Genomic DNA, 23625 nt, shown 5'->3' with positions numbered 1-23625 from the left:
TGTTGGGGGTGCTGCAGGCTGGGGTTGTGGCGGGCTGGTTAGTTGTGGCGGGCCATGCGCTTCTCGAAAAGGACGGTGATCCACGTTGCCGGCATGGAGATGACGGCGTAGCAGAGGCCGGCGAGGGTGAAGATCTGCAGGTAGTTGAAGTCCTGGCTGCCGATGTTGTAGGCAGACTTCATCAGTTCCGGGACCGCGATCGCGTATGCCAGGGACGTCCCTTGGAACATCTGGATCGCGACGCCCATGAGTCCCGGGATTGCCGAGCGCATGCCTTGCGGCATGATGACCCGGAAGAAGGTGTCTCGCCGGGACAAGCCAAGGGCGTTGGAGGCCTCCAGTTGTCCGCGGGCCACTGATTGGATGCCTGCCCGCATGATCTCGCTCGAGTACGCCGCCGAGTTCCACGTCAGGGCGAGGCAAGCTGCGGTAATGCTTTCGAAAGCGATGCCGAACTTCGGCAGGCCGTAGTAGAAGAGGTAGAGGATCACCAAGGCTGGTGCGCCGCGGCCAATCTCGACGACGGCGAGCCCCAGGGTGCGTACGGCCAGGTTCTTTGCGGTCACCATGAGGCTCAGGCCAAGGCCCAGCGGATAGCCGAAGACGATCGAGATTCCGGCGATCAGGAGGCTGACGCCGAGGCCGGACATCATCTGCGGGAGGTAGCCCGCCCATTCAGTTAGCCAGGTCATGCGTAAACAGCCTTCCTCATGCGGGAATCGAGTCGACGGGACAAGTAGGCGACCGGCAGGCTCAGCACGATGTAGAGGATGCCCACCATGACGTAGGGCAGGATCCCTTCCACTGTGGGGTGCTGCCGGGCAAAGGCCTGGGACTGGAAGACCATTTCGGTGACGATGATCGTCGAGGCGATCGAGGAGTCCTTCAGCAGGCCCGTCAGGTAGGTGGCGATCGACGGCGAGACGATGCGGAAGGCCTGCGGGACCGTCACTCCGTAGAACGTGGTCCCCCGGGTCATCCCGAGGGCATCGGCTGCCTCGCCTTGGCCGCGCGGCACCGACTGCAAGCCGCCGCGGTAGATCTCTGCAAGGTAGGCCACGGATACTACACCGAGGCCCACTATTGCGGCTCCTACCGGGTTGAACTTGAACGTGCCGACCTGGATGCCGAACTTGAGCAGGAACAGCCACACGATGATCGGCACTCCGCGGACGAGGTCCACGAAGAGCCGGCAGGCAAGCCGAACCAGAACGTTCGACGACGACAAGCCCACCGCGAGGGGGACGGCACCGACGATGCCGATCATGAACGCGGACAGCGTCAGCAAGATGGTCATGGGCAGCCCTTGAAGGACCGCAGAGAGCGCGTCCATGTCAGCGCTCCAGGACAGCGCGCAGGAAGCGCCGGGTGCGAGCCTCCTGGGGATCGCTCATGATGGCCCGCGGATCGCCTTGTTCGATGATCTTGCAGTCGGCCATGACCACGAGCGTGTCGGAGACGTCGCGGGCGAACTGCATCTCGTGGGTCACCACGATCATCGTCATGCCTTCGGCGGCCAACTCACGCATCACTGCCAGGACCTCGAGCCCCACCTCGGGGTCCAGGGCCGACGTCGGTTCGTCGAAGAGCATGATGCTCGGATCCAGGGCCAGGGCACGGGCGATGGCGATCCGCTGTTGCTGCCCGCCGGAACATCGCCCCGGATGCTGGTCCGCCTTCTCCTTGAGGCCGACCCGCTCCAGGAGTTGCATGGAACGGGCATCCGCCTCTTCCTTGCTGCGTCCGAGGACCTTTTGTTGCGGGAAACTGATGTTCTTCAAGGCGGACATGTGCGGGAAAAGGTTGAAGGACTGGAACACCATGCCCACGGTGCTGCGTAGCGCGGAAAGGTCCTTGGCGTTCACCACTTTCCCCGGCTCGATGGTGTGGCCTGCGACCTGGATCGTGCCCGCATCGGGCCGCTCCAGGAGGTTGATGCACCGCAGGAAGGTGCTCTTGCCGGCACCTGAGGGTCCGATAAGGGCCGTGACCGTTCCCGGGTCGACGTGCAGGGAGACGTCGTCCAGGACAGTGTGCTTGCCGTAGTGCTTTGAGATGTTGTCCAGCTTGATGCCCAGGCGGGGCGCAATCTTGCCGTCTGCGATTTCTGAAAGGGTCATAGCGATCTTCCATGTGGGGGCCAAGGGCCGTCGATCGGTGTGGTCCGTGTCACGTGATATGTGAAATGGTACATGTCACAGCTAATTATGGAAAGGGGCAAATCGATGAATCTGGTTGAGACCTTGCTTTGGCTTCTTCGTCCGGGGCCGTAGCGCCATACGGTCTCCAGACATCCATCATGAAGTTCTCAAGGCTCATTACCGCGCGCAGGGGCGCGGCCGGCGTCCGAGAGATGATCTCAACGGACAAGCCAAACAAGGGGCGATTCTGCCCGAAACGGAGCTTGCCGAGCAGGTGGGCGTCAGCGCGGGCCGGTGCGCGACGCATTGGCTGTGCTGCAGCGTGAAGGCCTAGTAGCGCAACAGCCGAACCGGCGTGCCAAGGTGGTCTCGCTCGGTCTTCGCGACGTCGAGGAGATTTACAGTTTGCGCGGCCAACTCGAGCGCCTCGCCGCTCAGAGGGCGACGCTGAACGCTACGGACATCGACCTAATGCAATGCGCAAGATTCTGGTCCGAATGGACGCCGCCCTGGAACGCCAAGACCTCGTGGAAATAAGTCAGCTCGACACCGGTTTTCATGACCGTATCTACCAGGCATCAAGGCACGACCGCCTCTACCGGTCCCGGGCCGACCTCCGCTCCCAGGTGACCCTCTTCCTAATATCGCGCAATACCTATGCCGTCACCAGCAGGGTCAGCGACACCACCCTGTTGGTCCGCCTGACGGACGACCACCTTCTTGGTGCATACGAACGTCTCCGGGACGCCATGATCCTTGGATCGCCGAACGGCATTTAGGATTCGGCAACCGGCTCATCAGCGCCGAGTGGGGCTCCCTGGACGTTGTCGATCGCCGACGGAACGGGCGGGCTGAACACCGCGGTCGAGTTGTTCGCGGGCAACGCCCCCAAGGGCTGGGTCAGGTTGCGGGGTCCGGCCGTATGGTGTGGAGCACGCCCCCGGGCTCTGCCAGTCGCTGTCGGAGCTCTTCATTGTGGAGCCGTGCCAGGTGGAGGGCTCCGATGAGTGCTTCGTTGTCTGCTTTCAGCTGCTGGTTCTCCTTTCTGTCTTCCGCCCGCAACCGTTTTAGTCTGGTTGTTTCCCGACGGAGGCGTTGTTCGCTGTCCGGTGTAGCGCCGCGCGCCCGTACCTTCTCGTAGAAGAGGTTCTTCAGGTCTGTGTGCCGCTGGGTGAGCGCGTTTCGGGGCACTCCTGCTTCTGCGGCGAGGGCCACGATGGTCAGGGCCCCGTTGGAGTTTTCCGGGTTTCCACCGAGGATTCGTTCCATGGCTGCTTGGATGCGGGCGCGTTCGTCGTGCGCGGCGTTCATCTGGTCCCCTCCGGAGTGATGCGGGAATGGTCGTGCTGGTCGGCTTCCTGACGCAGCCGCCGGGCCCGGGCTTCCAGCCTGTGCCTGAGAGGCACTGGAGACTTCGGGGCTTGCTCCTCCAGAGACTCCGCCTCTTGTCTCATCAATTTTGCGTGATCATCGGTTCGTGCGATGTTCGCGCAGGATGGGACACAGCGGTCCAGGCGCGGCGCTTCGCGGTCGGTGACGCGGTTGCAGAGGGCGCGATCCGGTTTGTAGACGCACATGAGCATCGCGGACGGGTTCTCGTAGACGGTCAGCGACGGGTTCTCAAGAAGCGCACGGGCCTGCCTCGCGTTGACGATGGTGCCCGCGAAATCGGGGGCGTGCCGGGCGGCGTTGAGGGCTCTGCGTGCCGCCGGGCCTGAGATGCCGGCGCCGTTCACCAGGTCTTCGTTGAGCGAGGCCAGGGTATCAGCAGCGGCGAGAGCCGTTTCCAGGTCGAGCAGGTCGTGCATTCCGTTCCGGCTCCGGGACGCGTAGCCGGCGCTCATGGCGGTGCGCATGTGGCCGTATTGAACGGCGAGGGCGACGAGCCCGCCGGGGCGCCTGGCGATGTGCCATGCCAGCGTCCGGCGGAACCGCGAGACCCCGATCGAGCCGTACCTGTCCTTAGGGATCATCTCGTGAGGCCGGTCCAGGCTCTTGGCTAGGTTCGAAGCCCATGCGATGAACTTCTCAACGCGCAGATTCATGGTGTCGGGGGGCAGGCCGCCGAACAGATACCCGTCGGGGTTGATCCTCTCTACTGTGCGGATGGCCCGGACCACCGGTTCGATGGCAACCCACGGGACGTCGCGAATGGTTCCCTGCGGGACGTGGTTCCCGTCGTCGTTGACGGCCGTCTTGTAAACGCGGCCGTAGATCAGGTGACGCGCTGATTCCGGCTCCGGGCAGCAGCCCCTTTCGAGTCCCTGGATTTCTCGGGGCCTCATTCCCGTCAGGTACGACACCACGATGTAGGCCGCGGTCGTCAGGTGGGTCTTGAGGGTGCCCACTTCGGAGTAGTCGATGAGTTTCTTCCAGGGGCGGCCATCAACCCTGCCGGAAAGCTCGGTGAGAACGGGAGCGGGACCATCAGCGGACAAGAGCCGTTCCCGCCAACGCCCTGCGATTACCTGATGGTGGACCTGGCGGATCGACGCCCCCGTCACGAAGGAGATGTACGTTGCGGCGAGTCCGCTCTTGTTTCCGGCTGCCATGCTCGGCAGCGGTGTGCCGGCGGCGATGAAGCGCCCCAGGTAGTCCTCTAGCGCGGCCTGGCCTTCTGGAGTGTTAGGGGTTTGCTTGCTTCTGGCGAGTAGCTCTTCCTTCCGTTGGGCGGCAGTGAGGATATCTTCGGCGAAGTCGTCGACAACGCGCAGGGCCCAGATCAGCAGTGGTCCCATGGTTTCCGGGGTGATTGGCTCTGTCGAGTTCTCTCCCATGGAAGAACCTGACGGGAGGAAATTATCGGCCCCCTCGGTCAGCCATGGCGGTTCGCAGAGGCCGACCGGGTAGGGGTTCGAGGAGTCCAGGGCCCAGAGCCGTGTCAGGGCGGCGAGGACTTTCTGGGCGGCGTTGCGCTGCATTGCCCGGTCCGTTGCGAGGTGGAGTGCGTAGGCCTGCAGGTCTGCCGGAGTGCAGTCGCGGAGGGATGAGCTTCCCCTCTCTTCCAGCCAGTGGCAGAAAGCCCTCCATGCCGCCACGGTGGGATACACGTGTCCGGGTGACACGGTGGTCCGCCACCGGGGGTGTCTGCCGATCAGGAAGCTGGCGGGCAGCGAAGTGTTGATCAGCAGCCATGTCAGGTGCCGCAGTTCCTCCCGGAATGCCGCGGGCACAGTCTTCCAGTGAATCGTAGTGCGCGATACGCCGGGGCCGTGCGCCAGTGCGTCCAGGCTCCATGCCGGGTCCCCGTATCGGGGGACCGGGCCGGTGAAGCCTTCGGAGACCAGACCGGGCAGGATGGCGTGGGAATGCGGTGCCGGGCGCGCAGCGATCTCTTCGATTGCGAGGGTCACAGGTCGTACTGTCCTTCCAGGAGGCTGGCGATGGTTGTTCTGTCGGTGGAGGTCACGCTGGCCAGGGCGGTCGCCCAGACCTGGCCACCAAGCCTGCGCTTGAGATCCTCCAGACGCGAGAACGGATTGCCCCAGTCCACTCCCCAGGTCTCTTCACCCAGGACCGAACGCAGGCTGGCCAGCGAGAGGTGCAGGTACGCCAGCCGTGGATGGTGCTTCGGGTGTATGCGCGCGTTCGGGCACGCGGTGCACATAAGGAACGAGGCCCGGCATCCCGTTCCCTGGGGGCTGAATGGACTGTTCTTGTAGTCGCAGCAGGCGGCAGTGGGGGTCTCCTGGGACTTCGGGTGGGCGGTGTCGGCAAGCTGGGCGCGCAGTACGGTGTGCTGGGCGTGGGCGAGGGCGCTCTCGGCGCCCTCGGCAATGACCGGGACGGATGCCTGCTGCACTTGGGGTTCGGGGAGGACATAGGCCGCGTCGTGGGTGTCCTGGCTGTTCTGGCCGGGCTCCCTTCGGTGCAACACATTGACTGTCTTCCGAAGTCTTTGCAGGGGAGCACCTGTCAGGCCGGTTTCCCGGAGCCAGGAGTCTTCCGCGTTCTTCGTCAGGCCGATCCCGAATGGCGTCACGGGGGACGCGTTCCTGGGCCCCGGCAGGGAATTCCGCCAGACGAGCAGGAAACCCAAGGTGCTGTCGGCGGCGGTGACAAAGGCCCGCGCGTGGGAAGTTGCCTCCAGAGCTTTCGAGATCAGACGCCCTGGCGTGTCGGCGCCGGTGTCCGGGACATTCCGGGTCTCGAAGTGGCGGCCGGCTCCCCGCCGCCGCTTCTCCAGCTCCAACCGGTAGATGGGGAATCCGTCCGCGCCGCCGTCCTGGATAGCCCGTGGCGTGCGCATTTCCGACACCACGGTCGCGTTCAGTCCGAACTCCATCACCAGCAATACGGCCAGGGCATACGCTTCGGACCGGCTCAGGAAGAGCCGCATCCACGTGTACTGTGGGGCCTCTCCGCCGAGGACTGCGACGTAACGGTGAATAGTACGTTTGGTCCCGCTTTCGCGAAGCTTGTAGGGGACATATCCGGTGCGGGCGAGCGAGTCCAGGGCCTCTCCGATGATCCAGTCCGGGCTTTGCGGCTCGAAGGATCCCTCGCGCCATTGCCGAAGATGTTCTGTGTTGGCCCGGATCCTCAGGTGGGCGGAGCGGAACATCTTCCGGGCTGCGGCGCGCACTTCCTCGAATTCGTCTGGGGCCAGCGCCCGTCCCGTGGACGTGACCAAGGGAAGCCGCTTGGCCATCGCGGACCTCGTAGGCTCGCTCAGCTCGTCGTGTCTCCTGAGGAAGCCGCCCAGTGCGATCACTTGTGAGTAGCCGTGGATGCCTTCCGGGCGGCGCATCCGCCACCTGTTCCACAACGCCGGTGTGATGTCGACCAGGCGCTGGGGCGGATTGTCCTGTTCGGCGCAAAAGCGCCCGAATGCGGTAAGGCGGAACCACATGGCTTTGCTTGACGGGAGCGAGTCCCACCCGCCGCCCGGAGCACACTTCTCGGCGAACCACCGGGCAAAGGCGCGCTGCAGCTCCGGGCCCACCGGGATTTCATCGAAGTTGAACGTGCCCACCCGTCCCTTCCTGTCGCGGTGCTCGACCTTCAGCCCATCATGGGGCCGCGGAACCGGCCGGTGGTGGGGCTCCGGCGGCAGGGCAGCGCGCCGTCCTCGGCCGCTCACAGGGGATCCTCGTCGTCAATCAGGTCCTGGATCGTGCCCGTTTCGGCGGCGAGCCTGGCCAGAATCCAGGAGACATCGTCGGCCGCCCCGCCCTCCGGGGCACCCGAACCAGGCGCAGGCGAGGAGATCAGCGAGTGGAGCTGGAGGTCGGAGACCGGGGCCAGATAGATCCGGCGGGTGGTTTCGACGTCCGCGTGGCCGAGAAGGTCCTGGACCATCCGCCAGGGATCCCCGTAGAGGAGGCGGAAGTCGCGGCGCTCTTTGGGTGTTAGGCCGAGCCGGACATCCATCGCGTGATGGAGGGCGACCAGCATGAATAGCGCGAAGGAATGCCGGCACATATGCGGCGTGCAGAACGGAGCATCACCCATTGCCCCCGACAGGATCTTCGCGCACCGTTCCGTGGCGGTCCGGAACACGCCCTCCCAGGACGCCGGACGAAACGGCAGACCGGACTCGTTGAGCCACAGCCACAGCGGTTCCGGACCCTCGGGCCCGTCAGTGAAAAGAATCGCCCGCTCTTCGACACTTGCCCGGGCCAGGGCAGTCTCACCGAGCATTCCGTCGCGATCACGCCAGTGAAAGACCTTCATCCGGTGCCCGGAGACCGAGGTCACCAGACGCATCCGCGGCAGCACGTCATACCGACCCTGCCGCTGGGCACGCCGGATCGCCCTCGCCCGGCCGGCATCGCAGTATGCCTCGATCTCGGCCACCACCGGTGCGGCCATATAGAACGTGCGGGCACGCTTTGACTTAGTCACCACCGGGGCCAGCCGGCCAGAATAGTACCGTCGGTGTCCTATCTCGGACTGCGGGATCTCGATGGTGAGAAGCGAAGCGGCCTCGGCCAGCCGCAGACCCGATGAGAACAACAGGTTGGCGAAAGCCGAATTCCGGTCCTCCATCCGCCCACCCCATGCCGCGCCCGGCCCACCATCCGCGGAGAATCCGCGCAAGCCCACATCCACCCAACGCCGGAACAACCGCGGCGTCAGCCAGCGCACATCACTGGACCTCGCATCCTTCGCCCGGGCGGCGGGCACCGTCACCGCCTGCCCGTGCCGCCCGGCCACCTCCCGCGTTTCTATCGGGCTCACGGACATGTATCCCTGCTTGACCGCCCACGAGTACAGGCGGCCCAATGCCGCAAGGCCCCGATTCCAGCGGGCACCGCCGATCCGCCGTGGGTTGCTCAGCGACCTGGTGCGCCAGTCCTCGAAATCCCACAGGTCATCGGGGCCTGCCTCATCCCAGTTCTTGTCGCGACGCCAAAGGAAGTCGAAGAAGACGCAGTAGTCCGTCGCATAGTTCCTCTTCGTCTCCTGCTCCAGCCGGGCGAAGGGCGAACGGACCAGGAAACGGGCCAACCGTCCGTCGATCTGGCAGTCCGGCGACAGCAGGATCGGCGTCCCGGGACGGACACCCGCCCGCTCCTCATCCTCCGCCAAGCCATCCCAACCGCCCAAGACCCGCAGTCGCTTCGACACCACGGACCGCCCGGCCGGCACCCAGAAAACACGCCATCCTCGCACCACACACACCCCTCTTGAACCGCATCAACACGCTCATTCAACAGGGAATTGACCACAATTCCTTCCACGCCCGTGGCGGTCATGTCACTGAACCACGTGGCCGCCAGGGCCCGGTCGCTGGTCGCCGGTGACAGATGCAGTGGCGGAACCCACCCGCGCGCCAGCTCCTCGAGCAGAGCCCGGCGGTCCCGGAATTGAAGCCCGCGGGTATCCTGCCCCGCCACTGCCAGGACGTCGAAGGCGATCAGCGAGGCAGGGCTTTTCATCACGAGCTCCGCAAGAGCCGCCTTTGAGCTCACCAGGCGCATCTGCAGCGCATCGAAATCCAGCCGCCCTTCGGACCACACCACAACTTCGCCATCGACAACACAGCCCGGAGGGATCTGCTCACGCACGGAAGCCAACACGTCCGGAAAGTACCTGCTCAGATCCTTGCCCTGTCTGCTGTAGAGCCACGCCCCATCCGAACCGACCAGACACACTGCCCGGAAACCGTCGAACTTCATCTCAAAGACTGAGCCGCCGGACAGTGCGTCACCGCGTGGTATCGACTCCACGGCCTTGGCCAAAGCAAGGGCAACAGGAGGATGCAGGGCGGCCGGCAAACCTTCGAACATCGTGGGCACAGCGTAAGCCCAGCGAAGCAGGGGTGGAAACAAGGCTTCCTCCCGGCTGGATACAGCACCAAGCACCGGGAAGCGTCACAGCAAAGCTGTGACCGGGTCCTTCTTCGATCAGGGAAACCAACCACATTCGAAACAGGAGTCGTCATGTCCACTGAAGCTGTTACAAACCCCGCTGGGTCTGCCGGGACTGCCGGTGGCCGGCGCTACAAGGAACCCACCTCACAGCAGATTGAAGATGCCGCGGCCCTGATGTTCCTGGCGGCGACAAGGAAAGCTCTGCGGGACCAGCAGCACATCTGGGATGTCGAACTGGAGTTGGAAGTCACCTACACCGTGCACAACCAGCGCAGGTACTGCGTGCACGCCAGCACCCGTACAGGTGAAAGCCTCACGGGCCCACACGGTGTTCTCGTGCATCCGGCCAACGGAACTGCGGAAACGGCTGCCTGGAGCATTGCCGCCGAGGTTCGCAATGCAACGGCAAAACGTCGGCAAAAGGCGGCCATCAAGATTGCGTGACTACTGGCCTTTACCGGGGCGGGGCTTCCGAGGACCTTCCTGGCGTAGCTTGTGTTTTGTCACTGCCGATCTTCAGCCAGAACCAACCCACATACCAAAGAATCGCCACCAGTCCGATGACAAAGCTGACAAGCAGCAGAATCTTGGACACGACGTCCAGGCCCTTGGGCTCAAAGGCCATCATGACCAAAGGTACGAGGATTCCCAGCGAGAGGAGGCCCAGCATCCACATGGCCGCAGCCACTCCCTCTGGCTTGCCGACGCGGGCCAGCTCTTCATTCAAGCGGTCCCGCTCGGCAACAGCAGCCCGCAGCTGCGTCTTCAGATCAGCCTCAGCGCGGATTTCCTCATCCTGTCGTCGCACGTCCGCTGCGATCGCCCAGTCCGGTCTCAACGCCGCTGCCAGATTTGAGTAGTCGAAGAGATCTGTGGATCCAAGAATCGATAGTGCGGGAGGTTTTGGCAGGAAGGCGCGCCGGCGCTTGAATGCCTGTTCATAAAGATCCTGGTGGGCGTCCGGGATTTCCAGACCGCGCTCGACGAGATCTTCAAGGTCAAGATTCCTGGTATCGCCTTTTCTGAGCTTCAAATTGATGGCCTGCACTGCATTTTGCACCCGTTGCCGGAGTGCAACCGCGTACGGTTTGAGCTCTTCTTCTGCCGTTCCCCGTGCGACACGCTCTTGAATCAGGGCATCCAAGTCCAAGGACGGATTTTCAAGCAGTTTTTCCACTGCCACTTCGTAGAAGTAGCGTTCCGCCCTGTCCAATCGGGTCCGATGGGCCTCTTTCAGGTCCGCCTCAATGTGCCCAATGCGTCCAGCTGCTGCCTCCACCAGCCTCCTGATGCCCTCGCGTTCGCTGGAGATCGCAACAAGCCTGCTGACAAGGAAACCTCCAATGATGGCGACCAGAACGGCCGACGCCTGGCTGAGGGCGGACAACAAAGTGCTCGGGTCCCAGTCCTGTTCCGCCGACCTGACAATCACGCCAAATGGATCGCATTGCACCACTGACTGGAGCAATGGCACATGGGAGGTACAGGTAAGGAATTCAGACGAGATCACCGAGCGATCATAAGCGACCCCTGACGATGCGCCGTGCACAGGGACCGGTCCTGGCACCTGCAGCCCCTTACGGACACAAGAACCCCGGTGATGCTTCCGCATCGCCGGGGTTCTTCTTTTTTTCTGTCAGCAGCTGTCCGTCGTCTATCCCGCCACCCGGGCAAGGACCTCCTCAGCCTCGTCAAACTCGTCGATCAGCCGCAAGGTCTCCGGGCCACCCAGGTCAGCGTCCGGATCGAGCCGTCGATTGATGCTGCGTGACGCGGAGAACTTCAGCACCGAGTAGTCATCCACGTCCTTCTTGCCGAACCGGACCTTGTGGCCTTTGTGCGTCTGCCGGGCGAAGCGGCCAAAGCCGGTGAGCACGACGGTGTCTCCACGGCGCACGGCGTCGGTGAGCTCCGCGATGAGCGACTCGTACACCTCACTCACCACCCTTATCGGCTGTCCGCTGCGGCCGGCCACCTTCGAGATGAATCCACGCTTGCTGATCCGCGGATGAACCGTCGTCTTCATGCCCACACCTTTGTCCTATCATCCCTCGTCGTCCGCTTACTGCTTGAAAACCAGTTTATCCGACAGGCCTGTCGAAAAGCGATCTACAGACCTGTCGGTATCCATTCAAACTAAAGCTCGAAATCCGGATCAATGGACTGGCGGTAGTCCTTGTACTCGTAGTCAACTGACTCAATAATCGACCGAGTCTTCGGATCGCGCCGTGTGCTGACGATCTTGTCGTGGGACTCGTCGAACCGCTGCTGGTCGGCGATCCGGTGGGCCGCGTTGAGCTTGGCGTTGATGTTCTTGTCGCCGAACTCCATCATCGAGCTCACGGAGGACTTCGCACCCTGCTTGGTTGCGTTGACGTTCTTCTTGTTCTGCGCACGCTGCTGCTCCCAGCGACCGCGGTCCTCGGGCGTGACGTACCCGAACATCTGGGCGAGCCGGGAACCGTACCGCTCCTGCTGCTCTACCTGCTGGTCGTCGCTCATGGTCCTGTCTCCTTCTCGTTCGTTTCCGGACTATGCCGGCTGGTAGTCCTCGGCTCCGCGGTCGCGGCTCCACTGGCCCTCCGGCCCCGGCCGGGCCGAGGGGCCGGGCCCCTGTCGGAAGGGCTGGGGCCGCGTGCGCTGCGCCGCCAGGAAAGTAGCGGGATCGTCGACCGCGGCCCGCATCGTGTCCTGCCAGTCCTCGCCGAGGGCCAGCTTGAGCTCGTGCTCAAAATCCGGGTCCTCCTTGTTCAGCTCCTCGATGGCGTCCACGTAGGCGTTCGAGTAGACACGCTGCTGCTCCTCGTCCGAGAGGCCATCGATCTCCATGCTTGCGAGCATGCTCTCGGACTGGTCGAGGCGCTGCTGGAGGTCCTCGGGCAGCCCGCGGGTGTCCAGGCCCTGCTTCTTGGCCGCGAAACCGATCATGTAGCCCATGACACTGCCGCCGAGGGCCTGTCCGTCGCCACGCTGGACGCCGTCCAGCATCGCCGCCTTCATGGTTTCCGCCAGCTGCACCTGGTGCTCGTCCGGCTCCATCGGCAGGCGCAGCGTGAACATGCCCTCGTCGGGGATCCGCCGGCCCAGGTGGTCGTCGAACTCCCCGGTCCAGACCTCGCGTACCCTGTCGGTGCCCGCGAGGCGGGCCTCGTGCGGCGGGGCCTTGACGATGCGGCCGTGCGCGACGCCGTTGAACATCAGGCGCAGCTCCGGCTCGGACTCCATCCGCTCGCCGATGATCGTCCGGGCGCGCTTGACCACCTCGGCACGGTCGAGCCCGTCGTCCTCCATCTGCTGGCGCAGGCGCTTGCGCAGGGCCTTGTAGCTGGCGTTGATCTGCTTCGCGTCCTGCTCGAGGTCACGCATCTTCCAGAAGGCGTTCTCCATGAGTGCGACCTCGGTCATGGCCGCCGACTCGGGAGTAAACAACTCACGGTTGCCCCGCTCGCGGCGCTCCAGGTCCTCCAGGCGGGTACGCCAGCGTCGGGAAAGGAAGTCGTCCCTGCTGGTGCCCCACCGCCCGCCCGACTTCCCGGACTGCTTCCCGCCGTCGTCGCCGGCGGCCTCCTGCGCCTCCGGCGCGCCCCCGAACAGATCTCCGACCAGGGCCGCCTGGCGCTCGGCCCTCTCGCCGATGTGCCGGGTCTTCGCGTCGATCCGGTCCTGGACCTTGTCCTTGAACGGCTGCAGGTAGGAGTCCATCTCCTTCCTGAAGTCAGGAGCGAGCATCCGCATTGCCATCATCATGCCGGCGGCCTGGATGACCGAGTTCGGGTTCACGCCGCGGGTGAGCGGACGCAGGCAGCCCTGCATCATCATCTGCATGTAGACCGCGTGCATCGCGTCGAACTCCTTCGTGCGCTCCCCGTCGTTGAAGCCGGGCACGAGCAGCTTCGAATCGCGCAGCGTCTGCATGTACGCCTCGCCCGCCAGCCGCGTCTCCGCCCGAAGCTTCAGCAGCCGCTCCCGGTCGTCGAGGCCGTCATCGTCGGCCGCAGCGCGCTTCTGGTCGCGTGCACGCTGGCGCTCCCGCTCCTCGGTCCGCTCCCGCGTCGTGGCCCCGAAGAAGCCGCGGGCACGGTCGCGCAGCCGCTCGCGCTGCCCGCGTGAGGTGTCGTGTCCGGCCTGCGTCTCCGGCTCGTCGACAATCTCCGCGTCGATGATGTCCTCCTCCCCGCCGTCCATCCCGTACACGGCATGGACGTCGCCCAACGGGTCGACAGGCAGTGCCTTGCGCCCCCGGCCCCTGCCGCCCGGACCCATTTCCTGCTCCGTGTCCTGTGTCATGTCAGCCTCCCAGTCCATAGTCGTCGTCACTCTGCTGCTGCCCGGTCTCGTAGCTCGGCGTCCAGGCCGGGCGACGGCCGCCCACGCCGACGGCGTGTGCCGAGCGCCGGCTGGCACCGCGCGCCCTGGCGGCCCCGTCCCCGGTCTGCGCGAGCACGTCACGCTTGAGGACCGCGGCATCCACCGCGGCCTCCGCGGACTCCAGGCCGTCCAGCCCGTCGAGGCCGTGCGCCGCGAACGCGTCGAGCTCGCGCGCCGCCGCGGCCCGGGCACGGCGGGTGCCCGCTGAGGCGAACTGCTCGTTCTTCTCGCCGTCGAAGACGCTCTCGCGATTCTTCGCAGCCTGCACCAGCGCCTCGAAGTCGCCGCCGTAGGCCATACGGTCCATCACCGTGCCCGCCAGGGACGGGTCCTCCTCGAGGTTGCGCACCAGGCCCGACTTCGGGTCCTCCAGCGCGCGGGCGACACGGGCGACGCAGTCCGGGTTGACCGAAACGTTGAACCCGTCCTTGGCCTCGTAGAACTCGACGAACTGGGCCTCCCACTCCTCGGCCGTGGCCTGGACAGCCTCGCCGTCGGCGAACTCGGGACGCCACTGGCCGGGGCCGGTGTGCTCGAGCTTGCGGCCGCGCCACAGATCGCGCCCGGGACCCTGCAGCATCTCGTACTTGTGCCGTGCCTCCGCAGCGTCGTGCTTGGCCTGCAGGATCGACTGGGTCACCGGATAGGTCACCTCAAGCACCGCCTTCAGGTCAGCGCCACGCAGGGCGCGCACCGCACGCTGGGAGAACGAGCCACCCAGTCCCGTGCCGTGGGCCTTGATCGCCGTGGCGAACATCGAGGCCTCCTGGTCCTCCTGCGTGATGCCCGGCGTGCCCTGCTCGTCGCCGAGGTTGCGGGCGTAGTCCCCGAGCTTCTTCTCGCTACCCTTGGCCCCGGTCTCGACGCAGACTTCGCGCACGCTCTGCAAGTGCGCCTCGCGGCTGCTGAAGGTCAGCGCCGAGCCGAACTCGCCGCGCTGTGCCGAGCGATAGAGATCGCTGAGCTCCTCGACGAGGACCTCGTGGCCGGCGGCAACCTCGTGCGGATCGCTGACGAACCGCAGGCGGTTCGCCTCCTTGACGACACTCTCAAGGCTCTCCGCCAGCTCCGGGCTCTTGGACAGCGCCACCTGGGTGTCCAGCGAGACCTGCATGGCCAGCGGGTGCGAGCCGTCGGCCTTCACCACGCCGGTGTCCAGGAGGTTCGCTCCGACCGAGAGCCTGGCCATCGCCTCGGCCTTGGCGGCCTCGCTGTGCAGCCTCACGACGGCGACCGCGTCACCGTCGAAGTCGCCGTCGAAGCACTGGTCCATCACCGGGTTGATCGCCGCGCCGGTGAGCCGGTCGTCGATCGCCACGCGCATGTAGCGCACGCCGGCGTCGCGCAGGACCGGGTCGCGCCAGACCAGCGCGTGATCGCCTTCGGCCAGGCCCAGCTGCTCGGCCTTGACCGAGCTCAGAGCGATCTGATCGATGTCCAGCCGAGGGTCGGCGGTCCAGACCATCGTGGCCGAGTCCGACAGGCGCGAGCTCATCAGCCCGGTCTTGAAGATGTTGTTCTTGCCGGTCAGCACGCGGTTCTGCACGTCCGTGGTGATCGCCTCGAAGGCACGCTGGGCCCGCGAGACAGACTCGCTCATGCCCCGGCGCACCTCGGCGCGCTTGTCCGGCGACAGGCCGTGGTCGTCCAGCTGCTCGGCCATGTACCGGTAGCGGCAGGCTTCGACGAAGACGTCCTGATAGCTGCGCGTGTAGTCATGCGTGACGGACGTGCCGTCGTCGAACTCCTGGCCGCTGCGCAGGTGCGAAGAGAGCACCGGCAGCTTCCACGAAGTCGCGCTGACCGTCTCGGTCAGCTGACTCGTCGGGTAGGTCAGCGGAAAGGGGATTTCCATGTCGCCGCCACGATCGCCGATCAGGTCGCCGAAGGACTTGCGCATGGCCGTGGTGTTCAGCCCCGGCGTCGCGCCTTCGCTGCGCGGCTGCGTGCGCATCAGCTCCGGCATCGGGATCAGACGGCGCTCGGGCCGCTCGTCGACACTCTCGGCCTGGCCCACGACACGCAGGGTGCCGTCGGCCTCCATGTCCAGTCCCGCCACCAGCAGATACTCGCGCAGGTTCGACTCGGCACCGGAGTTGTGGCCGTAGAACTCGCGCATGATCGCCGGGCAGTCCTGGGACTGCAGCGCCCAGGCCAGCTGCGAGGAGGCCTTGCGCCCCTTGCCGGCGCGCACCTGTTCGTCGTCGTAGATCTTGGTCTTCTCGTCGACAGCCATGTGGGTGACCACGAACCGCATCTCGCCCAACCCTCCGTCGACCGGCCCGGCATCGGGGCCCTGGACGGCCGGGCGGCGGATGTCGCCCACGGCACCACCCATCAGCTCGCGCGCCGATCCGGCGTTGCGGCGGGAGATCAGCGAGAACGGGCTCATCACCACGTCGATGCCCGGGTTCTCCCTGAACCAGGCCACCTCCTGCTCCAGGCCCTGGGCACGCGCCTCGTCCGGGTCCATGTGGCGGTCGACCACCAGAGAGACGACACCCTTGTTGCCGTGCAGATCGCTGATCTTGTCGCCCACGACGAGGTCGCGCAGCTGGCCACCGGCCCCGCGGATGCGATGCCGCTCGGAGAACTCCGTCGACACCACGATCGGGTCGTCGGCCGTCCAGCCGCCGAAGGTCATCAGAGCGGTGCCGGTCGGCTTCGTCACCTCGGAAGACTGCATGATCGTCGAGGCCGTCATCTGCTGGCGGTCGAACGGGTCATAGCGCAGCGTCTCCAGCTCCGGCCGGCTCATCAGCGGGGCGCGGGAGCCGGTCACGGTCTCCGGGTCACCCGGCTCAATCGTGCCGTCGGGGCGCACGGCGGCGTCCTCGGTGAGGTAGCGCACGATGCCCTGGTTGGTCGCGCCGCCGGTCATCACCGGATCGAAGAAGCCGCCGGGAGCCGTCACATGGTTACGGTCGGTTCCCGTGAGCACCGTCATGTTCCGTCCACCGGTGAGCCGCCAGGCGTCGAAGACGTTGTCGTCGGCCGCGTCGGTGCGATCGCGTTCGGCGCGGTACTCGGCGTAGATCGTCGAGCCCTGCTTGATCTCGTTGGAGTAGCGCACGCGCTTGGCCTCGGTCTCGAGGATCGAGGCCGTCCACTCGTCCAGTCGTGCGGTGGCCTTGCCGGTGGCGGGGTCGACCTCATACGTCGTGGCCCGTTCGATGAAGTCAACCGGGTGCTTGGTGCCGTAGAGCTGCGAGTACACCGCGTTCAGCGAGGCCGGCTCGCCGGTCCGGCTGCGGCCGGAGACGAGGTCACCGGCAAGCTGGTACTGGATGCGCTCGTGCATCAGCTGTTCGTAGCCGCGCAGCACCGTGCGCTCCTCGACCGACTTGGGGGCCTCGCCCGGGGTCTGGGCCTTGATCCGCGCCTCGTAGCCGGGGACGATCAGCGCGTTCTCGCCACTGGCGAAGCGCGTGACAATCTCCCCATGGCTGCCGACATCGAAGACTTGGCCGATCTCACCGGAGACCGGCGTGGCCTTGCCGTCACGACGCAGCTTTTCGGCGGTCCAGCTGATGACGCCCTGCGCGTCGACCAGGATCTCACCCGGCGTCGCGGCGTTGCGCTCGATGCTCTCCCGGACGGTCTGACCGATCCGACGCATGAACTCCGAGGGATGCTCGGCGATGGGGGCGGCGGTGGCCGTGTGGAAGGAGACGATCCGGTCCTTGAAGCGGGTCGCCTGGAAGCTGGTACCCATGAGCTCGGTGGGAGGCACCCCGCAGCGGCGCAGCGCCGAGGCGAGGTTGTCCAGGTTCGACCACTGGCCGGTCGGGCTGGTCATGTACTTGGCGACGCGGGCGGGGTCGAAGCGCTGGTCGAGCCACTCGCCGTCGATCAGGTGCGGCTCCGCATCCCAGGTGCCGACCAGCTCGAACGGAACGTCATCAGCGTGCGCACGGACCTTGTCGGCGGCCGTGCCACCATAGACGAGGTTGCCCAGGTCCGGAAGCTCACCGGCCTGCAGCTCGCCGATCTCCTCCAGGCGCTCCTGGTACATCTCCTCGGTCGCGCCCGGACGCAGCAGCTCGCTGCGCGCTCCGGTGAGTACGTCCCAGTAAGAGCGCTGGATCGCCGCGACCTCGGGGTCAGAGGCATACTCCGGGGGCTCGATCTCGTCGAGCGCGCCCTCGGTGCGCTGCAGCTCAGACTCCGCGCGCAGAATCAGCTCCTCGACGCCCAGGGCGGCGCGCAGGTTCTCCCGCGCGGTGTCCACGGCCTCGCGACCGTAGGCCTCGGCCGGCTCTGCATCCACGAAGAAGGTCGGCAGGGAGTGGTTCTTGGCATCCCGGCGCAGCATGACCTTGGACCCGGGGCGCGGGGCGCTCTCACCGGGGACGACATAGTCCGCGACGACGAACATGCTCTCGCGGTCGACGTGATAGCTGTCCGGCACGTCGATGAGGGAGCGGCCGCGGCCATGCTCGGGGTGGCTGGAGCCGACGACGCCGACCACCGTGCCGGGAAGATCCTGGCGTTCGATGGGCAGGCCTTGGGCGAAACGCAACAGCCGCACGGCGTCCTCGGAAGTCGGGGCGGGCACGGCCATGCCGCCGGGCACCCGGTGATTGGTGCTGTAGCGCAGCACCGTTCCGTTGTCGTAGATGCGCGCCCCGGCGTACTCCTCCTGGCGCGTGTCAGTGAGACGGATCTCCATGCCGGTCCCGGAGATCCGGGCCTTGATCTGCCCGGGCTCACGGTCGCGCAGGACCTCGTAGGCCACGCCCTGGGACTTCAGCTCCTCGAGCAGCGCCGCCGAGCGCGCCACCGCCCGCTGGGACATGAAACGGTTGCGGTCAACGCGGCCGGTCTGCGGGTCGCGTCCGCCGTCGATGACCCACTCGCGGACCTGGTCGTACTCCTGGCGGCTCATCTTGTCCATGAGCGCCGTGAGGCCTGCGGCGTCGTCGTTGGTCATGGCACGGCCGGCCTCGTACGGCTTACCGTCCTCGTCGAGCCGCCAGAGCGTCATGTTCCCGCGGCGCGGCTCAGACAAGGACTCCACCTCGCCGCCGGCGTTCTTCACGATCGTCTCGTCGGGAATGTACAGCAGCTCGGTACCTGCGCGCTTCACCGTCGCGCGCTCGGACCAGGCCGGGTCGTAAGGGCTGATCGGCAGCCGCGCCGAACGCGGGTCGATCTCCGCTCCGACGCCCGTGGCACGGGTGAACTCGCGCTGCAGCGTCTGGTAGCGCTCGTTGGCGGGGGAGTGGTCGCCGAACTGCGCCTCGTAGTCCGGGACGCGCTCGGAGAAGGCCGTGTCGATCGCAGTCAGACACGCGGTGACGCCGAGTCCGGGATCAGCCAGGGCGGTTCCGCGCTGGCTGAGGATCTGGTCGACCCGTGCACGGATGGCCTTCGCCTGGGAGATCGGAATGATCTCCCCGCTCTGCTCCCGGGCCTGCTCGACTGCCTTGTAGAAGACGTACTCGTAGAAGTACCGCCTCAGTCCGTGTGCCTTCTTCATTGCTACTCAGCCTCCTGTGGACGCTCGGGGACATAACTATGTATAGATCATACCCTTATGATTCGAATGGAGGCGATAGACGAGTCAGAAACGAGCCAAAAGACGAATGCCGGGACAGTCGAATTGCATCGACTGTCCCGGCACGGAGCGAATAGACCCGCCGGCACTACCCCCGGGACTTCATCTCTACGGCCATGGCCCGGTCGAAAGCCCCGTCGGCCAGGACCTCCCAGCTGGGCAGCGAGGCCAGGTACGTGTAAAAGGCGGCGTGCACCTTGACCGTGGCCAGCGACCGCAGATCCTCCTCGGTCACGTCCTGCTCGGCGAACACGCGCGAGCCCTCGTCGCTGATCTGGCCGTTGATCCTGCGGGCGGCGTCGGTGTAGGCATCGGAACGGACCTGGCTGATGTAGGTCTTTGACCCGTCGGCGCTGCGCAGCTCGCCGTCCCCGCCGACTGAGAAGTGCTCGCGGTCCCGCTGCATCTCCACCAGCGCGGTCTTGTACGCCTCACCAATCTCAAGGTCCAGGGCCTTGACCTTCGCCGAGCCGTCGAGATTGATCAGCATCTCCTTGCTGACCGTGCCCTCGGCGTAGACCAGGCGCTTGTGGTCCTTCTGCGTCGCCTGGTGGGCAGCCACGGTCGCGGCCACCTCCACGTCCTCCAGGAACTCCTCGTCGTTGCCCAGCATCATGGCCTCGTAGTCGTCCGGGTCCACGACCACCGGGGCATTGGGATCGCCACTCTCGTCGGTGAAAACCATCCGCGTGATGACCTCCATGACCTCGTCCGAGTAGACGTCCGGGTCGAGGCGCTCGATGTCGATGTCCTTGTAGTCGTACGTCTCCTGGTAGAGCGTCTTGGCGTCGGCCGCCCTGACCGCCTGGGCCATGCGCTTGTCGAGCATCTTGACGAAGTCCGGCTGGTTCATGCGCACGTCGAACTCCATCGCGGAGCTGAGCGTGGGGATCGTCTGCAGCGAGTACTCGTGCCCCGGGTGGGTGATCGTGTTGCCGAGCAGCTTGAATGACATCGGCAGGATCGTCTCGTTGCGGTTCCAGACCGGCGCGTCGCCGGCGCGCAGCACGATCGAGTTGCGCGGCGAGAGGAAGGCGAAATCGTTGTACTTGATCAGCGGCTCCTCCTCCGTCGACCAGGTGCGCGAAATCGCTCCGTCCGTCTTCCCGCCGACCACCTTGTCCAGGTTCTGCGTGATCTGCTTCGAGCTGGCGTGGGTACGGTGAGTCTTGCCGCTCATCTTCTCCAGCGTCTCAATCATCGAGTCGTCGGTCGACTTGAGGAAGACGATGTTGCTCGTGTTTCCCTGCACAATCTTGTCGACCGACTCGCCGTAGACGTCGCGCAGCTGCTGCAGCGTCTGCAGGATAAGCGTGAACTGCTGCTCCTGGCCGAGGCCGATGGAGAGCATGGTCTCGAAGCCGGCGATGCCATTACCGTCGGACTGCAGGTTGCCGAGCTCGTCGAGCATGAACCGGGTGCGGTAGAGCGGCTTCTGGTTCGACTTGGTCATGTACGACTGGTCAAACGAGACGTCCACCAGCTGCTTGACCAGGATCAGGATCAGCTTGGCGTACTTCATCAGGTGCGGGGGAGTGACGAGAAAGACCGCCTTGGGCGACTCCGAGTACCGCGCCATCGTCTGCGTGATCGCGCGCGCCCGGACCTCGACCTCCTCAGGGTGCCCTCCGCCGGAGAAGTCCAGCTTGCGGCTCGGAAAGGTCGTGTCGCCGGGCTGGAACGAGAGGATCTTCCCGTCGCGGGTGCCACCCTCCCGCACCGGTCGCAGCTCGCGCAGCACGCCGTTCTTCACGATCTTCTTGCCGGTGACCGGCTCGACCACGAAGTGCCGGCCGTTGAGGGAGAGCTGGCAGCTCTTGCGGAAGTGGAAGTAGAAAGTGCGCACGAGCATGCCGCTCTGCGGGTTCTTCAGCTCCAGCTTCAGCCAAGCCTCGTCGCCGGGGAAGATTCCCTTGAAGTTGTAGCGCGCCCAGCCCACGCGGCCGACGATCTCCGAGTGCTCGAAGTCCTTGCCAAGGTTCTGGGTGAACATCGGGTCCGCGTACGCCGACCAGCTCGCCATCTGCCCGAGCAGGTGGTCGCGCTTCATGAAGTTCGGCGAGAACCGCACGCCCAGCCGCCGCGGGAAGGACAGGCCCGCCAGGTCAGTGTTCTGGCTCGGCTTGCCCGAGGTCAGGGTCGAGATCGTCGGGTCGGTGAAGAAGCTCATGCCCGTGATCGCGATGCCGTAGACCGAGGACATCATCTTCTCCGCACCGGCCATGGCGACCAGGGCGTTGTGGGCGTTGCCGACGAGCGTGCGCATCGAGTTGCGCGGCAGGGCCTGGGTGGCGTTGAAGTAGAGCGTGAGCAGGTCCTGCTCGGCCTTGCCCTCCCATAGGAAGTCCTTCTCGGCGACCTTGGCCTGCTCCTCGGCCAGGGCGTCCTCGTCCTCTTCGAACTCGCCGTTCTTGATGCGCTTCTCCAGCTCGGCAGCGGGGTTCTTCCACTTCTTCGAGGTCAGCTGCACGAAGAGCTGGTAGCAGTTGTACAGCGTGACCTTTCCCCACATGTCGTCCAGCCGCTGCTCCAGCGTGCCCGGGTCCATGCCGGTGGCTGCTGCGTACTCGCGCAGCTCACGCTCCTCCTCGAGGTAGTAGTCGATGAGACCGTAGGCGGCCCGTTTGAAGGCGTTGTTCGCCGCGTTCGGCCAGACCGGGTCCTCACCGCCGTCCAGCGGGAAGAAAACCTCGCCGATGTTCTCGATGTAGAGCGCGCACTTGGTCGAGTCGCCCTCGCGGGCGGCGTCGGCGGCCATGCCCAGCGGGTTGTAGATGTCGGTCTTCATCGCGTTGATCAGGTTGAACTGCACCGGCTCGAAGCCGCGCGTGACCAGCGGGATGTAATTCTTGACGAGCAGCTCGCCCTTGGGGTCGTTGATGACCATGTTCGAGGGCTTCTTCTCCCGCGACCACATGTCGATCATCGGCTCGATGTAGGTCTGACCCTTGCCCGCCCTGGTGATGGCCAGCACCATCGTGTTCACGGGAGCAGTGTCGACGATGTAGGCACCGGCAGGGCGCTGGACTTCGTACGCCGGGAACTCCCAGTCATCGGTGATCAGGTCCGACACCGTACGGTAGGGCCCGAGCTTGTCACGGTTCGCGCCCTGGAGCTTCCCAGGGTCCTTCGCCTCTTTGGCCTTGCGCCGGCTCTCCTCGGTCGGCGGGTTGTACGGGATCACCGTTGCGTCATACTTCCGGCGCAGCCGCTTGTCCCGGGGCAGGCCCGAGGCGTCAAAGAGCGCCTCGCCGAACTCCTCGTCGATCAGCGGCAGGGTCTCGACCAGCGGCTCGCCGTCGTCGCCGTCCATGACCTCACCCTTGTAGTAGACGATGTTGCCGTCCTGGTCAATCACGTCGGACTCTGCGCGCCGGGAGACCTTGACCGTGCCCAGCCCCTTCTTGCTGAGCATCATGTGACTGATCATCGAGCTGACCTGCACCCCCGAGTGCGCACCGGCGTCCGGGAACCAGTCATAGTTCTGCTGGACCTCCTCCGGCAGCGCGATGTGCTGGTCGTTGCGGTGGTCGTTGATGTCCGTGTGGTCGACCGTCGCGTTGTGCTTGGCGACCTGGCGTCCGGTCCAGGTGGAGATCACGATCATGACCAGCGCGCCCGATCCCAGCGTCAGGAAGAGCTTGAACCCGGTGACGGACCCCAGCTGCCCGCCGACGTTCGTCGCCGTGGGCGTGGCCCCCTGGTCAGCCTTCGGGGCGTCCTGGGCGGCGCTGCCTGCGTGGGTCCACCACGCTGGCACCGGGACGTCCTTGAGATCCGGGTAGCACTTCGAGCCGATCTCGGGGTTACCCTTCTCGTTGACGGCGCGGTAACACGTCATCGGGGCCCCGCCCTGGCCTGTCGTGGTGTCCTCCACGTAGTACGAGTCCGGCTTTCCGCCGCTGTTTCCGCCCAGGCCACCGCCCATCGTCGCCCCGAGCGTGAGCACTGCCGTAGCAATGACCGAGTACAGCACCCACGCCACGATCGCGACCAGCAGGCCCGCGACGCCGGCGAGCACGAGGCCCGACGTGTTCGACTTCTTGCTCAGCCGCTCGCCGCGGTCCAGCTGCTGGTCTTCATAGACGTCCCGGTTCGTCAGCGTCTCCTCCGGCCGACGCGCCGAGATCTTCTCCCAGCCGCTGGCCTTGGGCCGTGCCGCCCTGCGCTTGCTGCCTGCCATGGTTCTCCCTGCCTGTTTCCGCGTGTGTCTGTGTGTCCTGCGCCTGTTGTGATT

The 23625-nt window shown here is 65.5% G+C and carries 15 protein-coding genes; 2 read left to right on the top strand and 13 right to left on the bottom strand.

What is annotated here, in order from left to right; all coding sequences use genetic code 11:
- Positions 1 to 38: 38 nt before the first annotated feature.
- The 3 genes from DFO47_RS03500 to DFO47_RS03490 are packed head-to-tail and all read right to left on the bottom strand — an operon-like array spanning position 39 to position 2120.
- Positions 39 to 692, bottom strand: coding sequence for an amino acid ABC transporter permease (locus tag DFO47_RS03500; RefSeq protein ID WP_133830717.1), 654 nt, complete (start codon positions 690 to 692; stop codon positions 39 to 41).
- Positions 689 to 1333 carry an amino acid ABC transporter permease gene (locus tag DFO47_RS03495; protein WP_133830716.1) on the bottom strand — a complete coding sequence of 215 codons (645 nt, stop codon included), beginning with the start codon at positions 1331 to 1333 and terminating at the stop codon, positions 689 to 691. Before DFO47_RS03495 ends, DFO47_RS03500 begins: the two co-directional genes overlap by 4 nt.
- Before the next feature lies 1 nt (position 1334).
- The gene (locus DFO47_RS03490; RefSeq protein ID WP_133830715.1) at positions 1335 to 2120 is read right to left on the bottom strand and encodes an amino acid ABC transporter ATP-binding protein; all 786 of its coding nucleotides are present in this window, start codon (positions 2118 to 2120) and stop codon (positions 1335 to 1337) included.
- A 497-nt stretch (positions 2121 to 2617) separates the two neighbouring features.
- Here DFO47_RS03490 and DFO47_RS03485 point away from each other — a divergent pair, with 497 nt between their 5' ends.
- Complete coding sequence (locus tag DFO47_RS03485; RefSeq protein ID WP_133830714.1) at positions 2618 to 2920, top strand: FCD domain-containing protein; 303 nt, start codon at positions 2618 to 2620, stop codon at positions 2918 to 2920.
- 121 nt (positions 2921 to 3041) lie between these two features.
- Here DFO47_RS03485 and DFO47_RS03480 read toward each other — a convergent pair whose 3' ends face one another.
- From DFO47_RS03480 to DFO47_RS03465, 4 genes are read right to left on the bottom strand one after another with little or no spacing between them, the layout of a single operon-like run.
- Positions 3042 to 3452, bottom strand: coding sequence for a hypothetical protein (locus DFO47_RS03480; RefSeq protein WP_133830713.1), 411 nt, complete (start codon positions 3450 to 3452; stop codon positions 3042 to 3044).
- A complete protein-coding gene (locus DFO47_RS03475; protein WP_133830712.1) occupies positions 3449 to 5494 on the bottom strand; it encodes an integrase in 2046 nt (681 codons plus the stop codon). Before DFO47_RS03475 ends, DFO47_RS03480 begins: the two co-directional genes overlap by 4 nt.
- On the bottom strand, positions 5491 to 7224 hold the full coding sequence (locus DFO47_RS03470; protein WP_133830711.1) for a hypothetical protein: 1734 nt from the start codon (positions 7222 to 7224) through the stop codon (positions 5491 to 5493). The genes DFO47_RS03475 and DFO47_RS03470 overlap by 4 nt, the downstream gene beginning before the upstream one ends.
- Positions 7221 to 8675 carry an integrase gene (locus DFO47_RS03465; RefSeq protein WP_243835325.1) on the bottom strand — a complete coding sequence of 485 codons (1455 nt, stop codon included), beginning with the start codon at positions 8673 to 8675 and terminating at the stop codon, positions 7221 to 7223. The genes DFO47_RS03470 and DFO47_RS03465 overlap by 4 nt, the downstream gene beginning before the upstream one ends.
- Positions 8676 to 9529: 854 nt before the next feature.
- Between DFO47_RS03465 and DFO47_RS03455 the strand changes: the two genes are divergently transcribed.
- Positions 9530 to 9904: a hypothetical protein gene (locus DFO47_RS03455; RefSeq protein WP_133830709.1), complete on the top strand. Its 375-nt coding sequence runs from the start codon at positions 9530 to 9532 to the stop codon at positions 9902 to 9904.
- Between the two features lie 10 nt (positions 9905 to 9914).
- On the opposite strand, the gene DFO47_RS03450 is transcribed toward DFO47_RS03455, so the two are convergent.
- From DFO47_RS03450 to DFO47_RS03425, 6 genes are all read right to left on the bottom strand, one after another.
- On the bottom strand, positions 9915 to 10970 hold the full coding sequence (locus DFO47_RS03450; RefSeq protein ID WP_133830708.1) for a hypothetical protein: 1056 nt from the start codon (positions 10968 to 10970) through the stop codon (positions 9915 to 9917).
- 144 nt (positions 10971 to 11114) lie between these two features.
- Positions 11115 to 11486, bottom strand: a complete 372-nt coding sequence (locus tag DFO47_RS03445; RefSeq protein ID WP_133830707.1) for an HU family DNA-binding protein — start codon at positions 11484 to 11486, stop codon at positions 11115 to 11117.
- Between the two features lie 110 nt (positions 11487 to 11596).
- On the bottom strand, positions 11597 to 11962 hold the full coding sequence (locus DFO47_RS03440) for a hypothetical protein (protein WP_133830706.1): 366 nt from the start codon (positions 11960 to 11962) through the stop codon (positions 11597 to 11599).
- A 30-nt stretch (positions 11963 to 11992) separates the two neighbouring features.
- Positions 11993 to 13747, bottom strand: coding sequence for a hypothetical protein (locus DFO47_RS03435; protein ID WP_133830705.1), 1755 nt, complete (start codon positions 13745 to 13747; stop codon positions 11993 to 11995).
- Position 13748: 1 nt separating this feature from the next.
- Positions 13749 to 19310, bottom strand: a complete 5562-nt coding sequence (locus DFO47_RS03430; RefSeq protein ID WP_133830704.1) for a hypothetical protein — start codon at positions 19308 to 19310, stop codon at positions 13749 to 13751.
- Positions 19311 to 19476: 166 nt separating this feature from the next.
- Complete coding sequence (locus DFO47_RS03425; RefSeq protein WP_133830703.1) at positions 19477 to 23571, bottom strand: type IV secretory system conjugative DNA transfer family protein; 4095 nt, start codon at positions 23569 to 23571, stop codon at positions 19477 to 19479.
- Positions 23572 to 23625 lie beyond the last annotated feature (54 nt).

Source organism: Arthrobacter sp. AG258 (assembly GCF_004364695.1).
Classification (GTDB): Bacteria; Actinomycetota; Actinomycetes; order Actinomycetales; family Micrococcaceae; genus Arthrobacter.
Note: the sequence above shows the minus strand (reverse complement) of the source record. Positions and strands in the feature narration are given on the sequence as shown.

What these genes read in the sequence shown, in the direction of transcription:
- DFO47_RS03500 (WP_133830717.1), bottom strand. Translation starts at nt 692, where the DNA reads ATGACCTGGCTAACTGAATGGGCGGGCTACCTCCCGCAGATGATGTCC.
- DFO47_RS03495 (WP_133830716.1), bottom strand. Translation starts at nt 1,333, where the DNA reads ATGGACGCGCTCTCTGCGGTCCTTCAAGGGCTGCCCATGACCATCTTG.
- DFO47_RS03490 (WP_133830715.1), bottom strand. Translation starts at nt 2,120, where the DNA reads ATGACCCTTTCAGAAATCGCAGACGGCAAGATTGCGCCCCGCCTGGGC.
- DFO47_RS03485 (WP_133830714.1), top strand. Translation starts at nt 2,618, where the DNA reads ATGCGCAAGATTCTGGTCCGAATGGACGCCGCCCTGGAACGCCAAGAC.
- DFO47_RS03480 (WP_133830713.1), bottom strand. Translation starts at nt 3,452, where the DNA reads ATGAACGCCGCGCACGACGAACGCGCCCGCATCCAAGCAGCCATGGAA.
- DFO47_RS03455 (WP_133830709.1), top strand. Translation starts at nt 9,530, where the DNA reads ATGTCCACTGAAGCTGTTACAAACCCCGCTGGGTCTGCCGGGACTGCC.
- DFO47_RS03445 (WP_133830707.1), bottom strand. Translation starts at nt 11,486, where the DNA reads ATGAAGACGACGGTTCATCCGCGGATCAGCAAGCGTGGATTCATCTCG.
- DFO47_RS03440 (WP_133830706.1), bottom strand. Translation starts at nt 11,962, where the DNA reads ATGAGCGACGACCAGCAGGTAGAGCAGCAGGAGCGGTACGGTTCCCGG.
- DFO47_RS03435 (WP_133830705.1), bottom strand. Translation starts at nt 13,747, where the DNA reads ATGACACAGGACACGGAGCAGGAAATGGGTCCGGGCGGCAGGGGCCGG.
- DFO47_RS03430 (WP_133830704.1), bottom strand. Translation starts at nt 19,310, where the DNA reads ATGAAGAAGGCACACGGACTGAGGCGGTACTTCTACGAGTACGTCTTC.
- DFO47_RS03425 (WP_133830703.1), bottom strand. Translation starts at nt 23,571, where the DNA reads ATGGCAGGCAGCAAGCGCAGGGCGGCACGGCCCAAGGCCAGCGGCTGG.